The 18,026-nt window shown below is 38.9% G+C and carries 16 protein-coding genes; 13 read left to right on the top strand and 3 right to left on the bottom strand.

The features are described 5' to 3' along the window. The first annotated feature begins 6 nt into the window (after positions 1 to 6). The 4 genes from HY987_RS05180 to HY987_RS05165 all read left to right on the top strand — a co-directional run bounded on the left by HY987_RS05180 (position 7) and on the right by HY987_RS05165 (position 5,362). Positions 7 to 1,122, top strand: coding sequence for a glycosyltransferase family 1 protein (locus HY987_RS05180; RefSeq protein WP_292756306.1), 1,116 nt, complete (start codon positions 7 to 9; stop codon positions 1,120 to 1,122). Positions 1,123 to 1,261: 139 nt separating this feature from the next. Then, on the top strand, positions 1,262 to 2,701 hold the full coding sequence (locus tag HY987_RS05175) for a radical SAM protein (protein WP_292756304.1): 1,440 nt from the start codon (positions 1,262 to 1,264) through the stop codon (positions 2,699 to 2,701). Positions 2,702 to 2,782: 81 nt separating this feature from the next. Further along, complete coding sequence (locus tag HY987_RS05170) at positions 2,783 to 3,976, top strand: glycosyltransferase family 4 protein (RefSeq protein WP_292756303.1); 1,194 nt, start codon at positions 2,783 to 2,785, stop codon at positions 3,974 to 3,976. Positions 3,977 to 4,189: 213 nt separating this feature from the next. After that, positions 4,190 to 5,362: a glycosyltransferase family 2 protein gene (locus HY987_RS05165; protein ID WP_292756301.1), complete on the top strand. Its 1,173-nt coding sequence runs from the start codon at positions 4,190 to 4,192 to the stop codon at positions 5,360 to 5,362. A gap of 164 nt (positions 5,363 to 5,526) precedes the next feature. Here HY987_RS05165 and HY987_RS05160 read toward each other — a convergent pair whose 3' ends face one another. From HY987_RS05160 to HY987_RS05150, 3 genes are all read right to left on the bottom strand, one after another. Continuing rightward, entirely contained in the window at positions 5,527 to 5,895 is a 369-nt protein-coding gene (locus HY987_RS05160) for a DUF2304 family protein (protein ID WP_292756299.1), read from the bottom strand. A gap of 90 nt (positions 5,896 to 5,985) precedes the next feature. Next, positions 5,986 to 6,705, bottom strand: coding sequence for a glycosyltransferase family 2 protein (locus tag HY987_RS05155; protein ID WP_292756298.1), 720 nt, complete (start codon positions 6,703 to 6,705; stop codon positions 5,986 to 5,988). 166 nt (positions 6,706 to 6,871) lie between these two features. Continuing rightward, the gene (locus HY987_RS05150; RefSeq protein WP_292756296.1) at positions 6,872 to 7,444 is read right to left on the bottom strand and encodes a flavodoxin family protein; all 573 of its coding nucleotides are present in this window, start codon (positions 7,442 to 7,444) and stop codon (positions 6,872 to 6,874) included. Positions 7,445 to 7,968: 524 nt separating this feature from the next. On the opposite strand from HY987_RS05150, the gene HY987_RS05145 reads away from it, so the two are divergent. From HY987_RS05145 to rfbD, 9 genes are all read left to right on the top strand, one after another. Beyond that, positions 7,969 to 9,246: an MnmC family methyltransferase gene (locus HY987_RS05145; RefSeq protein ID WP_292756294.1), complete on the top strand. Its 1,278-nt coding sequence runs from the start codon at positions 7,969 to 7,971 to the stop codon at positions 9,244 to 9,246. A 196-nt stretch (positions 9,247 to 9,442) separates the two neighbouring features. Continuing rightward, positions 9,443 to 11,491: a tRNA guanosine(15) transglycosylase TgtA gene (tgtA, locus tag HY987_RS05140; protein WP_292756292.1), complete on the top strand. Its 2,049-nt coding sequence runs from the start codon at positions 9,443 to 9,445 to the stop codon at positions 11,489 to 11,491. Beyond that, positions 11,491 to 11,844: a nascent polypeptide-associated complex protein gene (locus HY987_RS05135; RefSeq protein WP_292756290.1), complete on the top strand. Its 354-nt coding sequence runs from the start codon at positions 11,491 to 11,493 to the stop codon at positions 11,842 to 11,844. Before tgtA ends, HY987_RS05135 begins: the two co-directional genes overlap by 1 nt. After that, a complete protein-coding gene (locus HY987_RS05130; RefSeq protein ID WP_292756288.1) occupies positions 11,844 to 12,590 on the top strand; it encodes a metallophosphoesterase in 747 nt (248 codons plus the stop codon). The genes HY987_RS05135 and HY987_RS05130 overlap by 1 nt, the downstream gene beginning before the upstream one ends. Positions 12,591 to 12,594: 4 nt before the next feature. Next, positions 12,595 to 13,617, top strand: coding sequence for a Zc3h12a-like ribonuclease (locus tag HY987_RS05125; protein ID WP_292756286.1), 1,023 nt, complete (start codon positions 12,595 to 12,597; stop codon positions 13,615 to 13,617). After that, positions 13,618 to 14,826 (top strand): hypothetical protein, encoded by a 1,209-nt coding sequence (locus tag HY987_RS05120; RefSeq protein ID WP_292756284.1) that lies wholly within the window; start codon positions 13,618 to 13,620, stop codon positions 14,824 to 14,826. It abuts the gene before it with no gap. A 147-nt stretch (positions 14,827 to 14,973) separates the two neighbouring features. Beyond that, complete coding sequence (locus HY987_RS05115) at positions 14,974 to 15,297, top strand: hypothetical protein (RefSeq protein ID WP_292756282.1); 324 nt, start codon at positions 14,974 to 14,976, stop codon at positions 15,295 to 15,297. 337 nt (positions 15,298 to 15,634) lie between these two features. Next, positions 15,635 to 16,828: a bifunctional ornithine acetyltransferase/N-acetylglutamate synthase gene (argJ, locus tag HY987_RS05110; protein ID WP_292756280.1), complete on the top strand. Its 1,194-nt coding sequence runs from the start codon at positions 15,635 to 15,637 to the stop codon at positions 16,826 to 16,828. 219 nt (positions 16,829 to 17,047) lie between these two features. After that, positions 17,048 to 17,884, top strand: a complete 837-nt coding sequence (gene rfbD, locus HY987_RS05105) for a dTDP-4-dehydrorhamnose reductase (RefSeq protein WP_292756278.1) — start codon at positions 17,048 to 17,050, stop codon at positions 17,882 to 17,884. The last annotated feature ends 142 nt before the right edge of the window (positions 17,885 to 18,026 follow it).

Below are 18,026 nucleotides of genomic sequence, written 5' to 3'. Positions count from 1 at the left end.
AAAAAAATGAATATAGGAATGCTTTCATGGATTTTAGACATACAGCGGACTGGTATAAATAACTACCTTTACAATATTGTCACCGCTATGGTTGAAGCAGATAAATCAAGGAATATCTCTTTAATCCATTACCAAAAATCAGATGATGTTATTTACCAGAAAGTGAATGATGTGGTTATAAACTCTTTCCCACACAACATTGCAAATCCCCTAAGCCTATCCAAGTCCCTTAAAGATAGCAAAATAGATGTTTTCCACTTACCGTCTCACATGTTCCCTCAAGTTAGTCCCTTTTTTATAAATAAAAATGTTAAAAAAATACTGACGGTCCATGATCTGATTCCCATTTTGTTCGGTAAAAAACTTCCTTTTTTCTATAAATTCTGGGGACCCACCTTAAAATTTATAAAAAACAGGCCTGATTGTATTATCACCGATTCAGTTAACACCCAGCGTGATCTAATTAACTATCTTAAGATCCCGGAAGAGAAAATAAAGGTCATACCCCTCGCCCCTGGTAAAAACTTCAAATTCATTAAAGATAAATCCATAATCAGGGAGGAACTGGAACTGAAATATGGTATTTCATCTCCCTTTGTTTTATACGCCGGAAGTGTGGAATTAAGGAAAAACATCCTCCTTTTGATTAAATCGTTCTATAAACTATTAAAAATGGGAGTTGAATCCAAACTGGTATTAATAGGTAGTCTAGGGTATGGTTCTGAAGAAATATTAAAAACCATAGAATCACTGGGCCTTTCAAAGCATGTTATTTTCCCGGGTTATGTGCCTGATGAGGATTTATTAAAATTTTATAATGCTGCCGATGTATTTGTATTCCCCTCTTTATACGAGGGTTTTGGATTACCTCCACTGGAGGCCATGGCCTGTGGGCTTCCGGTGATCACATCCAACACATCATCCCTACCTGAAGTGATTGGCGATGCAGGATTTACCCTGGATCCTGATGATTGTAATGCTTTTGCAGATTCAATGTATCAAATATTAACCAATGAAGATTTAAAGAATGAAATGACCAATAAAAGCCTGAAACGAGCTGCAATGTTCACCTGGGAGAAAACTGCCAGTGAAACCTGGAAGGTGTATGAACAGGTTTTTTAGTAATTATATTTTTTAGTAATTATACATACAGCTGAAAATATTATATCCTGCCTGAAATAATTATTAGTTATTCATAAAGAAGTCTTATTCAAAAAATGTTTATCATTAAAGAGTTTTTTCATAAACTAGTGGTGTTTAAGTGAGTTCGAATAATAAATCCAAAAAAATATTGTTTTTCAATGCTAAAAGGGAAAAATGTGACAGTAATTCACCCCATATCGGCCTGGCAATGTTATCTGCAGTGTTGAAAAACAGTGGACATGAAGTATTAGTGGTTGATTATCAATTCAACCCCAGTGCACCCAGTCCAAAGGCGGTTTTTGAGGATTTTAAACCAGATGTAATTGGTTTAACCCTTTATACGGCCACCATGAAAGAGGCAGAGATCATACTGCAAGAAATATCCAGATTCAATAAACCGGTGATCTTTGGAGGGCCACACGCCACCTTGTATTACAGTGACCTGGTGGATAAGGCTAATTATATTATGATTGGTGAAGCTGAGAACACCATTGTGGATGTTGTTGAAAACGCTGATACTAATTCTAAGGGTCAAATTATTCGTTCTGAACCACCTGATCCTGAAAAATTACCATTCCCAGATTTTTCAACATTTCTAGGTCATGATGAAATTTTCATTTACCCCCTATTAACCAGCAGGGGATGCCCCTACAATTGCAGTTTTTGTGCTGTGCGAATGGTTTCAACCAGGAAATGGAGGCCTAAAAGTATTGAAAATTGTATTGAGGAGTTAGAAATTGCTAAGGTGAAGTTTAAGAGCATGGGGTCCGTGGTTATCTATGATGATAATGCCATGTTCCGCAAAGATCATGTAAAAAACTTTCTGAAGTTATATCTGGACAGCGATATCAATTTACCCCTCACCATCATCAATACCCGCGCCGATGGTCTTGATGATGAGATTTTATCCCTCCTAAAAAAAGCTAAATGCCCTTCAATAGGAATTGGTGTTGAATCTGGAGATCCTGAAGTTTTTAAAAAGATTAAAAAGGGTGAAACATTAGATGATATCACTAAAGCAGCAGAATTAATCAAAAAACATAAATTACCACTGGCATTATGCTTTGTAATTGGTCTGGAAGATGATTCCCTGGAGAAAACCAAAGCTTCCATTGAATATGCCAAGAAAATGAAACCAGAGCATATATACTGGAATATGATAACACCCTTTGAAGGAACAAGTATCAGGGAATGGTATGATGAGAATGGGAATGTCTTTGATCTACTTAACCATTCTTCATGGGTTGATGGAGATTTCATGTGCGAGGAACCCTGTGCTGAAACACCAGAATTCACCATTGACCAGCGAAAAAAAGCTTATTTAATGGCCATACTAGAAACTAATGATACCAGGCTAAGCATCACTGATATAAACAGACTGTATCCTTACGTTCGAAGGTATGGTTTGCAATCTGAGTTTTTAAGATGGATACCTAAGAGTATTTGGAAATCCTTTAAAAAACCATTCCCGCTACTGGATCTGGCCATTAAAATATATCCAGAAATAGGTTTCAGGGGATTTTTTAAGAGAGTTGTTAAGAAAATCCGCACAAACTAATCACATAAACAAACTAATGGCATAAATTAATTATTGTAAAATAGATAATTAATCCAATATTGGTTTAAAGGTTGAATATCAATGAAAATAGCAGTTTTTCATAATCTGCCTTCTGGAGGGGCGAAAAGAGCATTGTATAACAATGTTGAATTTCTAGCTAGGGATCATGATGTTGATGTCTACGTACCTTCAATAGCAGACGAGGATTATCTATCCTTAAAAGATATAGCCCATAGTTTCAAAACTTTTCAGATGAAAAATACCCTCGGGGGATTCTTATATTCTGCTGTTAAATATTTTCCATCCAAAATTTCCATAAGAGATCTTGAAAAAACTCAGAAAAACATGGCTGAGGCGGTTAACAAAAAAGATTACGATGTGGTATTCTGTGAACAGGATAAATACACCATGAGTCCTTTCTTTTTGAAATATATCAAAAAGCCCCATGTTTACTACTGTCAGCAACCCATTCTCTCCCAGAACAGGATTTCTCAAACACTTTATAAAAAAGCTGGCCTTAAAACCACCAGTGATTCGGAAAGTTTTCGTTTGAAATTTTATGGTTCTCGTATGATTAACATGGACCAGAAACTGGCCAGTTACTCTGAATATACCGTTGTAAATTCTTACTTTTCACATGAGTCTATTTTAAGAAGTTATGGTATTAATTCACTGGTCTCCTATTTGGGAGTTGACACTGGTTTGTTTAAACCACTGGATGTTTCAAAGGAAAACTTTGTGCTATCAGTGGGCCGGTGCATACCCGAAAAAGGATTTGAATTTATCCTGAAATCTCTAGGCAAAATTGATGAAAAAACACGCCCTGAACTGGTTATTGTTTCTGATCTGGTAAACACACACTGGAAGAATTATTTAGAAAACCTGGCACATGAATTAAAGGTTAAATTGAGGATAAGGGTTTTAGTAAGTGATGATGAACTGGTTCAATTATACAATAAAGCGAAGTTAGTTGTTTATGCACCTTACCTTGAACCTTTTGGTTTAGTTCCCTTAGAATCAATGAGCTGCGGGACCCCGGTTGTTGGTGTGAAAGAAGGCGGTGTAAGGGAAAGTGTTAAACATGAGTACAATGGCATACTCACTGAAAGGGATGAATACTCCTTTTCTCGTGAAATTTCCGCACTATTTCTAGACGAGGAAAAAGCTGAAAAATTAGCTGACAACTCCATTAAACATGTTAATGAATTATGGACATTGAAACATTCCGGTAAAAGGTTACTGAATCATTTAAACCGTGCAATTGATTCCTATTAACAAAAATCCTGATATTTCATTAATGGCATCATGAATCATAAATGATTCCGTTATTCCTAAAGATTCATGGCCCATACCTGATTCCATTATCCATATGGATTAATAATCATAGTAATAAAAGGGATAAAGATGACTAGTATGATAAAGTATTACTCATGGGATATAGATTCTAGTCACTCTTATTAACCGGATTTTAATGAATTGATGTGGAACATGAACAATAATAAAACCATTAATCAGGGGATGTGTTCCAGGGTTTCCATAGTAATTATAAACTGGAATAACTGGAGAGACACTTTAGAATGTTTAAAATCTGTTTTCAAGATTAATTACTCCTCATTTCAGATTGTTTTAGTGGACAATGATTCTAGTGATGATTCTATTAATCAAATTAAGGATTTTTCCCAGCACATCCCAGTGGAGATAGCAGAATTTGATGAAAACGAAATAGGCAGGGCTGATGTTAATGGAACAGATTCCAGTAAGGAAGATCCTGAATCTGATTTTAGTAAAAAGTTGATTTTAATTAAAAATCATGAGAATCATGGTTTTGCAGGTGGAAACAATATTGGGATGGATTTTGCCCTGGAATATTTGAATCCAGATTATGTCCTGCTTCTGAATAATGACACCACCGTGGATGAATATTTTCTGGATGAGCTGTTAAAGCTGGCCGGTAATAATGAGTCTGTGGGAAGCGTCCAACCGGTACTTTTAAACGATAGCGGAGAAACGATTGATTCGCTTGGACAGGAGTGTTACTGGTGGGGTGCTGAGGATATTTGCATGGGATCTCCTCTTAAAAATTCAATCAGTCCAAATAACACTGTCAATGGGATTGATGGGATTAATGGAATTATTAATGACATGGAAATCTTCGGTTCCTGCGCTGCCGCCGCACTGTACCCCAGTGAAGTTTTAAAGAAAACAGGATTATTTGATGAGGATTTCTTTGTGGAACTGGAGGATGTTGATCTTTCCTGGAAGATACGTTTATGTGGATATAAATCTTTCCTTGCAGGAAAAGCACTGGTTTACCATAAAAGAGGTGTTTCCGGAAGTATTTCATCACCTGATTTAATCAAAGGAATGAAAAAGGATTCAATGGTGCTTAAATGGCACCGTCAGAGTAAAAACTGGCTCATAATTGTTCTACGTTACTATCCTCGCTCAGTGATAGCCAGAGCAGTACTCAGATACCCTCATAAGGTATTTTTCACATTTTTCCGCTTGATTTATTCATGCATCTGGCTGAAGAAAACTAAGGAAACCTTTAAAATTTTATATTACAATTTAAAAAGTCGTAAAAAACTTAAACATAATCCACGCTGGGATGAGGTCTGGCGAAAATGGATCAAAAAAAGCCCAAGAAAATGTGAGAAATGATCATCAGTTTCAATCTTTAATAAATCCATTTCTTAAGTAAATCAATTAGCAATCTAAGTAAATCAATTAGTAATCTAATCAATTGGTAATCAAATTTTCTTTAGGTAATTAATTTAGTAAATCCTTTTTATACTGGTTATGTATTTATGGTCCCTTAATTTGCATCATTTATTATCTTTAGGGGAAGTATCGTCCCTTTTATCCTCTGACCTACCCTTTTCCAATGCTATTTCCCGGACTAAATGGGTTATTTCCTCTTCAATATTCTCCATTATGTTGTATATTTTGAAGATAAAATAATAACAACCGATGAGTCCGATTATCAGTATCAAATCCAGTCCCCGGCCAATTCCGGTAATATTGGCTAGCAAGGTGGTGGTGTCAGGGTAGATAGAGAAGACAATTAGCAGTATCCATATGGCACTCCACACCAGGAGCATGTTAAGGGACATTTTTCCATCTTTAAATCTTAAAAAAGTGACTATTATGCCAATTATTCCTATGATCAATCCTATGTACTGGTATAATATCATTGAAACCGTGCTCCTATTATTTAAACTGCTCCTACTTCTATTATTTAAAGCCCTAACTATTTGAAAATCTATTATTATTTTTGAAAGATGTTATTTGAAAACATTTCTAATTAGTCTGGCCAGTATTTTTAAACCCACCCTGGTATTGGTACCCTTGGAGAGTGAGTAGTCTGTGTAAATAGTGGTTACGGGCACTTCAATCATGCGCAGATCTTTCCGTCTTACTTCTCCAATTATCTCGGAAGAAACCCCGTAATCACGGGAATGAAGTTCCATTAACCCTGCTGCTTTTTGGTTGAATGCCCTGAGACCGGACTGGGAATCATCAACATCCTTACCATAGAAAATTAGGGTGATGATATTCATCACCACATTCCCGAACTTCTTACGGAAGGGCATCTCCTTGAAGTTCCTCTTCCCAATCACCACATCTGCTTCACCCTGAATTATGGGCTGGCAGAGGGGGAGAATATCCTGGGAATGGTGCTGGCCATCGGCATCAAAAGTTACGATTATATCTGATTCATGGGAAACAGCTGCTTCGATCCCGGTTCTGAGTGTGGCTCCCAACCCCCGGTTGATGGGATGTCGGTATAGACTTACCTGGGATGGATGACTTTTCAGAAAATTCCTGGAGACACGGTAGGTGTTGTCAGTGGAACCATCATCAACCACAATCAAATTGAAACCAAGGTCAATCAATTCACCCATAACATCTTTTATGGTTTTTTCTTCATTGTAAGCAGGCAGCACAATGTATATGCCTTTTTGTTCTTCAGATGAATTTTGTGGGGGTTCAGTGGTTTTCAAATCTAATTCTCCCTTGGGATTGAAAGTTAAGAGGAATTATATTAAATTTAATAATATATAATTGTTTATTTTAGTCTAATCTTTTATATTAATAAGAGTGGGTTAAACTCTTTACAAGCACTATATAATCCACTATTTTTTAAGGATTTAATTTATTTTATGGGGTTTATTCGTTGAGTTTTATGGCCAGTTCAGCCACTCTTTTACCCAGATTACGTGATGTTTGTATACCTGCTTCATCCTCAGCAGTAACTCCAACTCCTGTTCCACCGTAATGGGCCATAGGAGCACCATCGCCGACGATGATGGCATCCTGGATGAGTAAAAATTCATGGATAGCTGTAATTGTGGTTTCCTGACCACCATTACGGGAACCTCCGGTGCTTATAGCCCCTCCAACCTTATTATTAAGTTTGAAGTCCATTCTTAGTGGTCTTGAACGATCCATTAACATTTTAAGTTGAGAAGTAACATTTCCAAAGTAAACCGGGCTTCCAATGATCAGGCCCTGTGAATCCACCATTTTTTCCAGTATTCCTCCCACATCATCGTATATGGCACATTCACCAGTTGCCTTACATATATCACAGGCAACGCAGGGTTCAATTTCAGCACTTCCCAGTTTTACAAGTTCCGTCTCTGCCCCAACAGCCCGGGCAGATTGAAGGGCTTCAGTTACCAGAGTTTCAGTGTTACCATTATTACGGGGACTTCCCACAATTCCAATGATCTTGACCAATTCAACATCTCCTAAAAATATTACCTATCCTAAAAATATTACCTAATTTTTAAATATTTAATTAGAATTTGGTACATTAAAATCTTTATTTTGTTAAACTATGACTTTATTAAAAATAGTATCCGCAGTTTTAAGTAGTTGTATGTTTAGAGTATACTCTATATTTCCATCACTATTTAAGAATCATTTTTATTTCAGAATATAACCTACTAACAATTTTATATTATTTATTTATGTATATCTAATTAGTGGATCTTAAATAGCATTTAATCAAATAAAATCCTCCTGAATTAATTAATCCTATTTAAATCATTAAAATTCCATCCATCTCCATCTATCATTGTATCCCTGGGAATTGTCTAAAAATTAAAGAAGATGATATAATTTGCAACGCCCCCAATAAATCTTGATCAAACTATGGATTTTTCCAACTACGATTTTAGTAAAAATCAACATCAGTACAACAATAGTATATTAGATGAGTTTTTAGTATATTCAAAAAAAATTTTAAGAGTTTTATTGCCATGGAAAAAATCGAAACTTCCTTTTACACTCCTTTAACTCCTGAAGAAGAGGCTATGGATATAGTGCGGAAATGGTCTTTAAAAGAGAAAAAAGGAGATAGAAATGCACGTGAATGGGCCACTCTTAAAATTAAAGATTTCCTGGTGGAAACTGCCGATGGCACCTACACTTTAAAGTCACAGAAGATGAATGAATCCATAGAAACAATGCACACCACCCATGGTGCTCTGCGTGAGGCCCGTGAGAAATTCGCTCAACCTGCAGATCTCAGGGGAAAGAAGAAGGTTGCAATTCTGGATATTTGCAGTGGACTGGGAATCAATGCCTCAGCAGCCCTGGAACAAATCATCAAACCCCTTCTGAATGGTGAATTAGAACATTTAGAAATGGATATGGTGGAAATATCATGGGAGGTATTGGCTGCAACCTTGATAATACCCAGTCCTTCAGGATCCATTCATTCAGAATCTCATCAGGTGATCAAAAAAGCTATTGAAAAATACCTGATCAATAAGGGGTTACTATCATTCTCTGGTGAGGAAAAAGAAATACCAGCTAATGCCGATATTAGGGTGCACTGTGAAGATGCCCGGAAAATAGTAATGGAAATTCCCAAAAACCAGGTTTATGATGCGGTGTTTCTGGATCCTTTCAGTCCCACTAAATCCCCTGAACTTTACAGCAGAGAATTCCTGGCCAAAGTTAGAAGCTTACTTAAGGAAGATGGGGTTATTTTAACCTACACTTCTGCAGCCCCTGTACGATACGCACTCCTTGACGCTGGTCTTGAGATAGGTGAAGGACCAGCCCTGGGAAGAAGTGGAGGAACCATAGCATCCCCATCACTCAATAAAATTCCCAAACCACTGAGCAGTGCTGATGAGCGAATGATCGCCCTATCTGATGCAGGAATACCCTACAGGGATCCTGAATTAAACCTTTCGGCAAAAGAAATAATAGAAAATAGGCATTTAGAAAGGATAGCCACCAGGGGTAACTCAAAAATTGCTTCAACAGTTAAAACCCCTGTATATCTAGCCAATGATCTGGATGATGAAAGAAATTTTGATGATGAAAGAATAAAAAGAAGGGTGCTCAAACACCTGGAATCATTAAGTATTGGTGATTTGAATTCCTCAAAATCCCGGTTCCTGGTCTGCCCCCAGTTTTCAAATTGCATATGTTGCTGTGGTCAGAAGGGACCTTCTACTTCCAGGGCTAGGATCAAGGAGATGGAGAAAAGGTTAAAGATAGTTACCGATGGTAATTTTAAATGATAATTGATTCTATTAATAGATTAAATAATTAATTCAGACTAAAATTAATTTAGATTATAGAATTAATAATTAAAATTAAAAACATTGATTAAAACATTGTTTTCTAGAAACTCATAGATAACCTGTTTATTGACTGAAACTGATTAAAACGTAGTTTATTGAAATTTTGAGAGATTTTTTTATAAAGGTGATAAATTTGAACTTTGAAATTAAATATAAAGACGCCAGGGGTAGAGTTGGAACTCTTAAAACACCCCACGGAACCATTAAAACCCCCGCACTCATGCCAGTCATACACCCTGGAAAACAAACCATCCAGGTTTCTGATTACGGAGCAGAGGTGGTGATCACCAATGCCTATCTCATATATAAAAATGAGGATCTAAGGGAAATAGCTCTGGAAGAGGGTGTTCATAAATTGATCGATTTTCCAGGACCCGTAGTCACAGATTCAGGGTCTTTCCAGCTCTCTCTGTATGGGGATGTTCAGGTCTCCAATCAGGAAATAGTGGAGTTCCAGGAAAAAATAGGAACAGATATTGGAACATCTCTGGATATACCAACCCCTCCATCAGTTAAACGGGAACGTGCAGAGAGGGAGCTTGAAATAACACTCCAAAGAGCCAGTGAAGCACTTGAAGTTAGGGATGAATTGATGCTTAACTCCGTGGTGCAGGGCTCCACCTACCCTGACCTGCGCAGCAAATGTGCTGATGCACTGGGAGAAATGGATTTCCAGGTTCATCCCATTGGAGCGGTAGTTCCCCTCATGGAATCCTACCGTTATAAAGAGTTAGTGGAAGTAGTAATGGCCTCAGTGACCCATCTACCTGATTCACGACCCCGCCACCTTATGGGTGCAGGTCACCCCATGATCTTCGCCCTGGCAGTAGCCATGGGATGCGACCTGTTTGACTCTGCAGCTTACATTCTATATGCGGAGGATGACCGGCTTTTAATGCCGGGCGGTACATTAAAACTGGAAAACCTTTATGAAATGCCCTGTTCATGTGAAGTTTGTACCAGTTACACCCCAGAACAGCTGAGGCAGATGAAAAAAGAGGAAAGGAGAGAACTTCTAGCCATACATAATTTAAGGGTGAGTTTTGCAGAGATGAGAATGATACGCCAGGCCATAGTGGAAGGAAGTCTCTGGGAACTGGTTGAACAGCGTTGCCGTGCCCATCCATTCTTACTGGAAGCATTGCGAAGTCTCAAAAACTACTCCGAAGACTTGGAAAAATATGATCCTCCCTACAAGAATTCAGCATTCTTCTACACAGGACCGGAATCCCTTAATCGTCCAGAGGTGTACCGGCATCTGAAGAAGATGAGAAGAATCTCTTCCAAAAAGAGCGTATTGCTCCTTCCGCGGAGCAGTAAACCCTACTCAGAACGTCTTTATGATCTTCCTGAAAAATTCTATCGAATTACCAGTGAACAGGAAAACTTTGAAGCCAAGCAAGATAGCCTGGAACACCCTAAACAAAGTGCAGAAAGTCTTAATCAACAAATTATAGAAACTCAGCTGGAAGATATGCAGGTAACTGTGGTTGATGTGCCATTTGGGGTGATTCCACTGGAATTGGATCAGGTTTATCCACTGGCACAGAATGAATCCCCGGATAGTTATGATGAAGATTCACTTAAAATGGTGGGTAATGTTCTACAGGATTATCTCGAAGGTTTTGAGGAGATCATAGTAAGTGAAGAAGTAGCCCAAACATTCGCCCTCAACACACTTCCCATGGAGGAATACCGTTTTCCTGAACCATTAAATATAGTGGTGGATGATCAGAAAAGAATAAAAATGATTGCCGATTACCAGTTTGGGGAGGGCGCAGGGAATGGTCTTTTTGATGGAGATGTGCAAATAGTTAAAAGCAGGAAAACCGGGAAAATACGTCATGTTTATGATGGTGAAGAACTCATTGCCACTTTAAGGGCTAGTGATGGTGTATTTGTACTGGCCAGGGAAGGGGCACGTAGGCTGCACCGATACCTCCCCTACCCCAAAAATCGGGTGGTGGTTAATGAAGATGCAGAACCATTTGCCCGGGAAGGAAAAAGTATATTTGCTAAATTCGTTATAAATTGTGATATAGATATCCATGCAAAGGAAGAAGTATTGATAGTGAATGCTGAAGACCAACTCCTGGCCTTTGGAAAGTCAATATTAAATGGAAAAGAAATACTTGATTTTAACACAGGTCAAGCAGTAAAGACAAGAAAAGGAGGCTTTTAATGTTACCCGGCGCAGGTATGAACCCCAAACAACTAAAACAGATGCAAAGATCCATGAAACAAATGGGCATGGACATGAAAGATGTTAAAGGTGTCACTGAAGTAATCATTAAATTTAAAAGCAAAGAACTGGTAATCACTAATCCCAAGGTTAACCTGATGAACTTCATGGGTCAGGATACCTACCAGATATCTGGAAAAACCAAGGAAAGAGAAATCGAAACTGAACTTGTAATACCAGATGATGATGTGGACTTAGTTGCCACCCAGACCGGGGTCAGCCCGGAAGAAGCCAGGAAAGCCCTTGAAGAAACTGGTGGTGACCTGGCCGAGGCTATCTTGAGGTTAAGTTAATGGCACTTATTGCCCATCTCTCTGACATGCATGTAGGGGCACTGGCGTTTCGCGAAGAACTGCTCCTGGATGCCATTGACAGAATCAACGAGATGGAAGTTGATGCCACCATTGTCACCGGTGATCTATCAGATAATGGATATTATAATGAGTTAAAACAGGCAGCAGAATACTTGGAACAATTCAAAACACCACTTTTAGTGGTGCCTGGAAACCATGACTCTCGTCATCTGGGAAACTGTTGCTTTGAAGAACTTATTAAAGATAGGTACGGTACTCTTCAAGTTAAAAATCATGGATTTAAAGTTATTGGACTGGATAGCAGTGAACCAGATCTCAACTATGGTAAGGTAGGTCGATCACAGCAGAGGTTCATGGAAGATGCCATGAAAAATGCATCAAAAGAAGGTTTATTCAAAATCATTGCATTACATCATCATATTATCCCGGTCCCCCGTACAGGCCGTGAAAGAAATGTTTTAAGTGATGCTGGTGATATATTAATGTCCCTAATTGAAAATAATGCTGATCTGGTCCTGTCAGGTCATAAGCATGTTCCCCATACATGGATAGTTCATGAAACTGTTTTCGCAACTGCTGGAACAGTTTCTTCCTTTAAACTCAGGGGGAAAGATACACCCTCCTTTAATACCATTAATATAGATGAAGAACATATAGATATCCTCTTGAACACTGCCAATGGTGAAACCCACCCTCTGGCAAAGTATGAAAACAGGTGTAGGTGATTGATTGCAGGTAATTGTGGATGCATCTAACGTAGCCCACTTCGGAAAAAAGGATGGAAAACCCAGTCTAAGTAAATTGCTTAAAGCAGTAGAGTCACTGGAAAAGTTAGGATACCATCCTATTCTCATCGCTGATGCATCGCTGAGACATGAAATCGATGAGAAGGAAGAATTCAATAAACTCCTTGATGAAGAAAAAGTGCACCAGGTACCCGCAGGCACCAACGCAGATCATTACATCCTGAATCTGGCTGAAGAAGAAGATGCAAAAATATTATCCAACGATGCCTTCCGTGAGTTTTACGATGAATTCAGAGACATTAACAGTCGCAGAATTCCATATAGCTTTAAGGGGGAGAACATAGTAATTGGAAGTTCTGCTCAGCCGAAAAAGATCAAAAATATCCTGCAAAAAATTTCTAACCAGACCCTATCTGAATTCGAGAAGAAAGGTTATGATTCATATAAACTGAAAAAGAACAAGAAACTTTCAGGAATTGCAGTTGCCAAGGAGGCAATTGACCGCATATCCAAGACTAAAGATGAGGGTATAGACTCCAAAATTGAAGGAATGTTCATGAAAATACCCCTGTTTGATAAGGTCATGAAGATGGTGGAAGATGCCGAGAGAACCAGTGACTTCATAATCTTTGTACTGGTCAGCCCCCGCGACTACCGCGACGCGGTGAGAAACGCTGGTAACATTGCAGTAACTGTAGGGGATCGTTTGAAATTAGATCACGCCCCACTGGTGGCGGTTCGAAATGATTTATTCACCAAACCAGGGACTTTTGAGTTGAATATTATTTACTCTGATGAAATACTGGAGGAATCACCCTTTGATGTGAACATCACCATCAATGATCACGACTACTCCTTTGTTAAGAAAAACTCCCGAAACATTGCCAGCACTGTCGCTGCACGGTTAGGAACCTGGAAGTTCCCCATAGTATCAGTAAAACCGAGCATGCTGATGGAGAAACCCGGACACTATGATATAAATCTGGAAAAGGGAGGAGACAAGTAGATGGCAGGCAATTACCTGTTGAGAACGTTATTCGGTTTCCTCTTGAAACACCGGGTTTTAAGTATAGGTACTAAATATTATCCTACCAACGAGAAGGAAACAGAATATGTGGATATGGTGAACTACACCCGTACCATGCTCCTGGAAATAGAACGTGCCAACATAACCACCGAAAACATCTTTCAAAACCTTTTAAAAGAAGTTGGGCGAGGTAACATACCTGAAAACCGCCGGTTCGTTGAAATTAAACCTGCCGAGAACGATGTCAATGAATACGCCCTTTTAAGTAACATAATCATGGGAAGTGACCGCTATCTCTATGTGGAAGTATTTGGCGGTAACAAGCGGATCATCGAGCAGTTCGTGCAATTCATCAAAAAAGAAAATGGTACCATTGTAGAGATGAGTAACACCGAGATTGTCTCCCGACTTTTATCCAAAAACGATGCTATCCGGGTGGGTGTGGAGCTCATAAAGATGGGTATGGAAACCGAGATTGATGTTCGGGCTGCAGTTGGAATGACGGGAGCTGCATCAATTGAAAGATCCATCAACCTCAACAAACAAATCGGAGAAACCTCTGGAGTGGGATTCACCAAACTAGGCGGTGAATTTGCCATTGTATTCTCCAGCAAAATAACCAAACTGGAAGGAACACCAGCAGTTTATGATAATTATTTATTCATTGATGCCTTTGACTCAACCCAGTTCATTGAAGATCAGGGTCGTGACCGGCTGGTTGAGATCATGAATGAAATCAAAGGTTTCATTGAAAAGGATTGCAAAGGCAGAATTGAAGGTTACCGTGAAGGTGGGGATGATTTAATCGCCAACCTACCCACCAAAGATGCCGCACTCCGTGCAGGAATAGACTCCTCATGGCATGCCCTCAATAACGGTGCAAGATTACGGGTTGGAATTGGTAAAAGTCGCCGTGAAGCAGGGGAAAGAGCCCAAATGGCTGATGACATCAAAATATGGAACAACTCACCCGTCATGGTCTTTGATCTGGCCGATGGAATATACGCATACTACGTACCCTCCGAGTTCAGCCGTGCAGTTATTGAATTTATGCAGGAGAAAACTGGCCGGGTAATTTTGATATTCATCTTCGTATTCCTGGTCACACTTATTGGATGGAATATAGGTTACTGGGAGTTTGGACTGGTCGCCATTGTACTGGCTTTAATCTACGCCCTAACTGCATGACTAGATCCAATTTAGATTTATGTCCATTCAAATTTAGTTTATATAAACCAATTTAGTTTATAATCAATTTTAATACGGGTTTAACTATTCTTATGGGAAACCCTCACTTTACTAAATAATTTACTTGAGAATTGAAGGCTTGATTATATGAAAGAAGAATTAAAGGGAAAGGCAGCAGTTGCCCTGGTAATATCATTAATCGCATTTGGATGCGGAACCGGGGCCAGTATGTTCACTGGCTTTAGCTTTAATGACACCCAAAATACTGGTTTAAACATCAGCACACCCAGCGAATTACCTGTTGTTTACAACGTCAAAAACACAACTACCCCTAATACAACCACCAACACACAATCCACAGTACAAACACCATCATCCAGTTCTGAAGATGTTTACGAGGAACCGAATACAAATCCCACAAATACTCAAACACCCACCAACCAGACCACCAGTTATAACACGACAACTTGACCTTAACCCTGCTTAATATAGGCTAAGATGATATTAGGTCAAATTAGATTGTAAACATATTATTTACAATCTATCCTGTGAATTTGATGGGATCTTACTATTAAAACTATCATGGGTTTATTAAATTCATTTATTCATTTAGGATAAGACATACCCTAAATTTAAGGATATCATGATGGTTAATAGCAGAATAATTGTTGATATAGGTGTGAATGGAGATTAATATTTAAATAATTCTATTCATAATTTATTTGATTCATGAATATGATTTTCAAATCATTAAATTACTACAATGATGATTAGTAGGTAAGATAAACCAGATGGGTGGGATGAGTGTATGAAAAAAATTGAAGGTGGAATATGTGCAGTGGAAGGTGTAAAGGCAGCTGGGGCCTGTGAAGATAATTATGGAGTGGCGATTATTCAGTACCCGGAGAGCAGTGCTGCAGCAGTGTTTACCCGGAATAAAGTTCAAGCTGCCCCAATCATCATCACCCGTGAATCAGTTAAAGATGGGAGACTATCAGCAATTGTTGCCAACAGTGGAAATGCCAACTGCTTCACCGGACAAGAAGGTATTGAACATGCTAAACTCATGACCTTTCAAGTGGCTGAAGGTCTGGACATCCCCCAGGAGGATGTTGCAGTTGCATCCACCGGAATTATCGGTCGCCAGCTACCATTACCCATCATCAGCAATCTCATCACCGATGCACTGCGAAGACTGGAAAAATCACCTGAAGCATCACGAAATGCTGCAGAAGCCATAATGACAACTGACAATTATCCCAAGGAATTTGCAGTTGAAACAACCCTGAATAATGGAAAAACTATTCGTATCGGTGGTATTACCAAAGGTTCAGGAATGATAGCCCCTAACATGGGGACCATGCTTTCATTCATAACCACTGACATTGAAGCCACACCCAACGAACTTGAAGAAGCATTACAGAAATCTGTGGAAAAAACATTCAACATGGTGGTTGTGGATGGTGATGAAAGTACCAATGACATAGTCATACTGTTATCCAGACCCGGACAGGGAAACATTGATGAAAAATTCCAGGAAGCACTGGATTATCTGTGCAGTGAACTGGCCAGGATGATGGCCCATGATGGCGAGGGTGCCACCAAGTACATGGAAGTGGAAGTTAAAGGGGCCATGACCTTAAATGATGCCAGAATCGCAGCCAGGTCCGTAGTGAAATCACCCCTGGTAAAAACTGCCCTTTTTGGTGCTGATCCTAATTGGGGTCGTATAGTGGCAGCAGTGGGATATTCTGGAGCCAATATGAACGAAGATACCATCAGTGTTCGTTTAGAAGAAGGGGAAAGATTTGTGGATGTTGTTAATAATGGGGAGATAATGGCATTTGATGGAACAGAAGAGCTGGAACTTGCAGAAAGTATAATGGAACGGGAAGAAATTAAAATAACCGTTGATCTGGCCATTGGAGATTTTAAAGCAACTGCCTATGGATGTGATCTTAGCTACGACTACGTACGCATCAATTCTGAATACTCCACCTGATACCCATGGCATTCTTTTAAAGAGAATATTGATTTTATAGAAATATTTGATGTTTAATTTTTTTAATAAACTTCTATGAGTCTATGAAATCGTTTATGATGTCTATAAATGATAACCTATATCCTAATCGTAACCATATCCTAATAGTTCATATCCTAAAAGTAACCATATCCTAAATAGTACAATACAATAGATTAACAGTTTTAAAGGGTTGAAAAAATGAAAGTAATGATTATAGGCGCAGAAGGAATGTTAGGGCATGATCTGGAAGATATTTTATCTGCTGAACACGATGTAAGCACAACCACCATCCACACCCTGGACATAACTGACATTGATAAGACAATTGATACTGTAAAAAACATCAATCCCGATGTGGTGGTTCATGCTGCGGCTTTCACCGATGTTGATGGAAGTGAAACCAGGGCTGACCTGGCTTACCAGGTAAATTCACTGGGAACACGGAATGTGGCAGTTGCCTGCTTGGAAGCAGACAGTGCCCTGGTTTACATATGCACTGATTATGTTTTTGACGGAACCAAAGGCGCACCCTACCGTGAATACGATCAAACCAACCCAATGAGTGTTTACGGTCAAACCAAACACCAGGGTGAAGTATACATCCGTGATATTCTGGATAAATTCTACATTGTTAGAACAGCGTGGTTATACGGATATCACGGGCCAAACTTCGTTACCACCATGCTAAAACTTGCAGGAAACCATGATAGCATATCAGTGGTCAGCGACCAGATAGGATCCCCCACTTACACGGTGGACCTGGCCAAAGCCATAAACCAGCTCATAACCAAACCAGCTTACGGTATTTATCATGTTACCAACAGTGACCATTGTTCCTGGTATGAATATGCACAGTCCATATTTGAATACGCAGGGATAGAAATTGATTTAAAACCAGTGACCACGGAAGAATTCGGCAGCCCAGCCCCACGACCCCTGTATTCTGTTCTTGAAAATTACAACTGGAAGATGGAAGGATTCCCCCAGATCCGGAGTTATAAAGAGGCTCTAAAGGAATATATGGATATGTTATAACATTTATGATGGTTATAATCATTAAAAACATTCATAATCATTAAAAACATCATTTAAATTTTTTCCCCATTTATTTTTATCCGTAAATTATCTTTATTTTCAAAAATCCCCAATATTCTATTTTCAAACCCCAAATATTATT

The organism is Methanobacterium sp. (assembly GCF_016217785.1).
Classification (GTDB): Archaea; Methanobacteriota; Methanobacteria; order Methanobacteriales; family Methanobacteriaceae; genus Methanobacterium.
The sequence above is the reverse complement of the archived record's forward strand: the minus strand, read 5'-3'. Positions and strand labels throughout refer to the sequence as shown.